Source organism: Acidimicrobiia bacterium (assembly GCA_029210695.1).
Taxonomy (GTDB): domain Bacteria; phylum Actinomycetota; class Acidimicrobiia; order Spongiisociales; family JAHEDJ01; genus JAHEDJ01.
On sequence record JARGFH010000132.1, the window covers coordinates 1 to 2,830 of the forward strand.

4 protein-coding genes are annotated in these 2,830 nt (G+C 62.0%); 2 read left to right on the plus strand and 2 right to left on the minus strand.

Annotated elements, in window-relative coordinates:
- Nucleotides 1-113: 113 nt before the first annotated feature.
- Together P1T08_18620 and P1T08_18625 are read left to right on the plus strand one after the other, a co-directional pair.
- On the plus strand, nt 114-872 hold the full coding sequence (locus tag P1T08_18620) for a hypothetical protein (GenBank protein ID MDF1598087.1): 759 nt from the start codon (nt 114-116) through the stop codon (nt 870-872).
- A 214-nt stretch (nt 873-1,086) separates the two neighbouring features.
- Nucleotides 1,087-1,851 carry a GNAT family N-acetyltransferase gene (locus tag P1T08_18625; GenBank protein ID MDF1598088.1) on the plus strand — a complete coding sequence of 255 codons (765 nt, stop codon included), beginning with the start codon at nt 1,087-1,089 and terminating at the stop codon, nt 1,849-1,851.
- A gap of 54 nt (nt 1,852-1,905) precedes the next feature.
- On the opposite strand, the gene P1T08_18630 is transcribed toward P1T08_18625, so the two are convergent.
- Both P1T08_18630 and P1T08_18635 read right to left on the minus strand, forming a co-directional pair.
- Nucleotides 1,906-2,238, minus strand: a complete 333-nt coding sequence (locus tag P1T08_18630; GenBank protein ID MDF1598089.1) for a type II toxin-antitoxin system PemK/MazF family toxin — start codon at nt 2,236-2,238, stop codon at nt 1,906-1,908.
- A complete protein-coding gene (locus tag P1T08_18635) occupies nt 2,235-2,456 on the minus strand; it encodes an antitoxin MazE family protein (GenBank protein MDF1598090.1) in 222 nt (73 codons plus the stop codon). The genes P1T08_18630 and P1T08_18635 overlap by 4 nt, the downstream gene beginning before the upstream one ends.
- Between the last annotated feature and the right edge of the window lie 374 nt (nt 2,457-2,830).

The following is a 2,830-nucleotide window of genomic DNA, read 5'->3' on the forward strand; positions in this document are numbered from 1 at the left end:
GTCTCCGGCATCACCCACGACTGGCCCGCCGCCAACCAACCTCACCGAAAGCCACTTTTTCGGCAGCCACCTAGAACACGAGGACCTTTCTTGGCCACCAGCGAGGACCGCCGATGGCCACCAGCGAGGACATCAAGATGGCCCTTGACAGACAGTCGGGATGTCAGATATCCGTTGACCTGGTCAACGCCGGCCGAGACGTCTACCTCTGCACCAGCAAGGTGGGACGTCTCCGCCGGAGGTATCGACAACGGGACGTCGTGGAATGGGGGGAAGACATGGGGTTCTGGGACGTTCCGGTTGAAGGGCTTCCGGATCCTGCGATGCAGTTCGCCGCCCAGCCGCAGGTGTCCGGGGTGGGACGGTTGGGGAGCACCCTTAGCCTGCAGTCGATGGCCCGTGACGGGGTGCATCTGATGGGCCGCCTCAGCGATGTTGAAGATGGCGTGCTGAAGACGGACGGCTCCCTGGCAGAACACATCGCCTTCGCCGACGAGCGCTCGGCGGAGTTCACCAGAATGATCGAGGATTGGATCTCCTCCAACGGCGTTGGCGCCGGGCCGATCGAGGATGATCCCAACGACGAGCCCGCCGGCCCGGAAGTCGCCGAGTCGGGGATCACAGCGCTGGACCTTTTGGAGGCCGGCGTCGGATCGGTTATCTGGTGCACCGGATTCACAGCCGACTTCGGCTGGATCCATGCTCGCGTAACGGACCAGAATGGACGGCCCATCCACAAGAGAGGGATCTCCCCCGTTCCCGGGATCTACTTCCTCGGGTTTCCGTGGCTGCACTCGCGCAAGTCGGGGATCATCTACGGCATCGACGAGGACGCCGGTTTCATTGCGGAAACCATCGCGGCTCGGACCTGACGGCGATGAAGCGCAGATCATGTGCGACTCGCCTCATACCCGTACTCGGGTGTGTTCGGGCAATCTCGACGCGGTAGGTTCGAGAAATGCGAGCAATGCAAGAACAGCATCGGGTTGGTGTTCATTACCTGGAAGCTGTGACGGCGCTCCTGCAGCGAGGCCGCCGCGTCCACCCCACGAAAGGGCTGTACGAAGCCGCCGAGCTGCAATGGTGGTGGGTGAAACCCCGCGCTCGACCGACCATTTCCCCCAGCTGTTCTGGTTCGATGACCTCGGTCGCCCGGAAGCTGCAGTGATCGTCACCGAATGGCACGACTGGATAGGTCTTGACCCGATCGTCATGCCCGACGCAACTCCCGATTGGGTTGCACATGTCGTCGAGCGCGGGCTTGCTCACGCCGGTGAGTCCGGGATTCAAACCGCCCAACTCGAGGTCGACCGTTCCGATGACGTGATGCGTGAGGTGTTGGCCGGCCATGGCTTCGCCATCAAGGAGGAAGGTTTGGTCGAGTCGTGGCTGGCTGCAGACGCTCGGCCAGGGATCAGCCCGCTGCACGACGGCTATCGGTTGCTCAGTCGCCTCGACACCACGCGGCGGCCGCATCATATGATCGAACGAAACGGACCAGACGTAGAGCAGCGTTTGCTTCAAACATCGCTGTACCGCTCCGATCTCGATCTGCTCGTTCTTGACCGCGCCGACAACCACGCCGCGAGGGGTCTGTTCTGGTACGACCCCGAGACCGCCACGGGTGTCGTCGAACCCATGCGCACCGAAGACGATCACCAGCAACGAGGACTTGCCCGGCACGTACTCACGACCGGAATCGATTTGCTTGCCGAGGCCGGCGCAGAGCGCATCAAGATCGTCTTCGAACCGGACAACCCGGCGTCGAGTCATCTCTACCTGAGCGTCGGCTTCGAACCCGTCAAGCAGACCGACACCTTCTCCGGCCGAGCCAGCGCAAGAGCTTCGTAGGCGGACGCTGCGCCACGAACCCCGAACGGCACTGCTGCGTGCGGTGCGTATCGGTCAGTTGCCGGCGAGACCGAAGAACACAACCACTGCACGTCCGAGCCTGACCATGTCCTGGTCGGCTAGGCGGCCGATTCGTTCGCCGAGTTTGGAGCGGGGCACGGTCGTCACCTTGTCGACCATCAAGCTGCTGGCCTCTCGCAGACCGTTGTGATCGTCGGGCACGACAGGGAGCCGAATCAACGGTGCTTCGGTCGGATCAGTGGTGAAGGTACACACGGTCACCGAGTCGGTAGCGTCGAAGCGATCATCCTGGATGATGACTACCGGGCGAGGTTTGCCTTTATACCCACTCCCGCCTGCGGCCATCCAGATCTCTGCGCGCCTCACTTGTCGTCAAGGCTGAGCGCGTCGATGAACGCCTGGTCGTCGGCGGCGTGCTCACTAGCTGTGACGGCGACGGATTGACGGTGCGCCTCGGCGGCGAAACCTGGAGAGCGGACATCGGACACCCACAATTGGATTGGTCGCATTCCCTGCTCCCTCATTCGCTTCCGGTAATTTTCCACCCGCCGTGATACGGACGGGTCGTTCTGTGGTGGAGCCATCCACCAATGTTACATGTAACGGCGTGGCTTCTGAACCCCTATCACCAGATCGAGTACATGAACGCCCATTCACCCGAGTATCAGGGATCGATGCCTGTTTGGTTGTCAAGGGGGTTTTTGGGCGCGTTTGGTCTTCCGGCTGGGCCGGGGGCTGGTGGTTGGGCGTAGGCTGGGGGTTGGCCCGGGGTGGCTGAGCGGAAGAGCCGGCGTTTCAGGATGCAAAGCCGGTCACGCACGCGACAGAGACGTTCCTGGGTGCCCCCCGGGCCCTAACGCGATTGTTGGTCTGAGACGAGATTGTATCGCCCTGGGATTCTTGGAGACTCTTTACCTTGGAAGCGAGGATGGAGTTATGTCAAAGAAACTGCAGGCGC

What these genes read in the sequence shown, in the direction of transcription:
- P1T08_18620 (MDF1598087.1), top strand. Translation starts at nt 114, where the DNA reads ATGGCCACCAGCGAGGACATCAAGATGGCCCTTGACAGACAGTCGGGA.
- P1T08_18635 (MDF1598090.1), bottom strand. Translation starts at nt 2,456, where the DNA reads ATGGCTCCACCACAGAACGACCCGTCCGTATCACGGCGGGTGGAAAAT.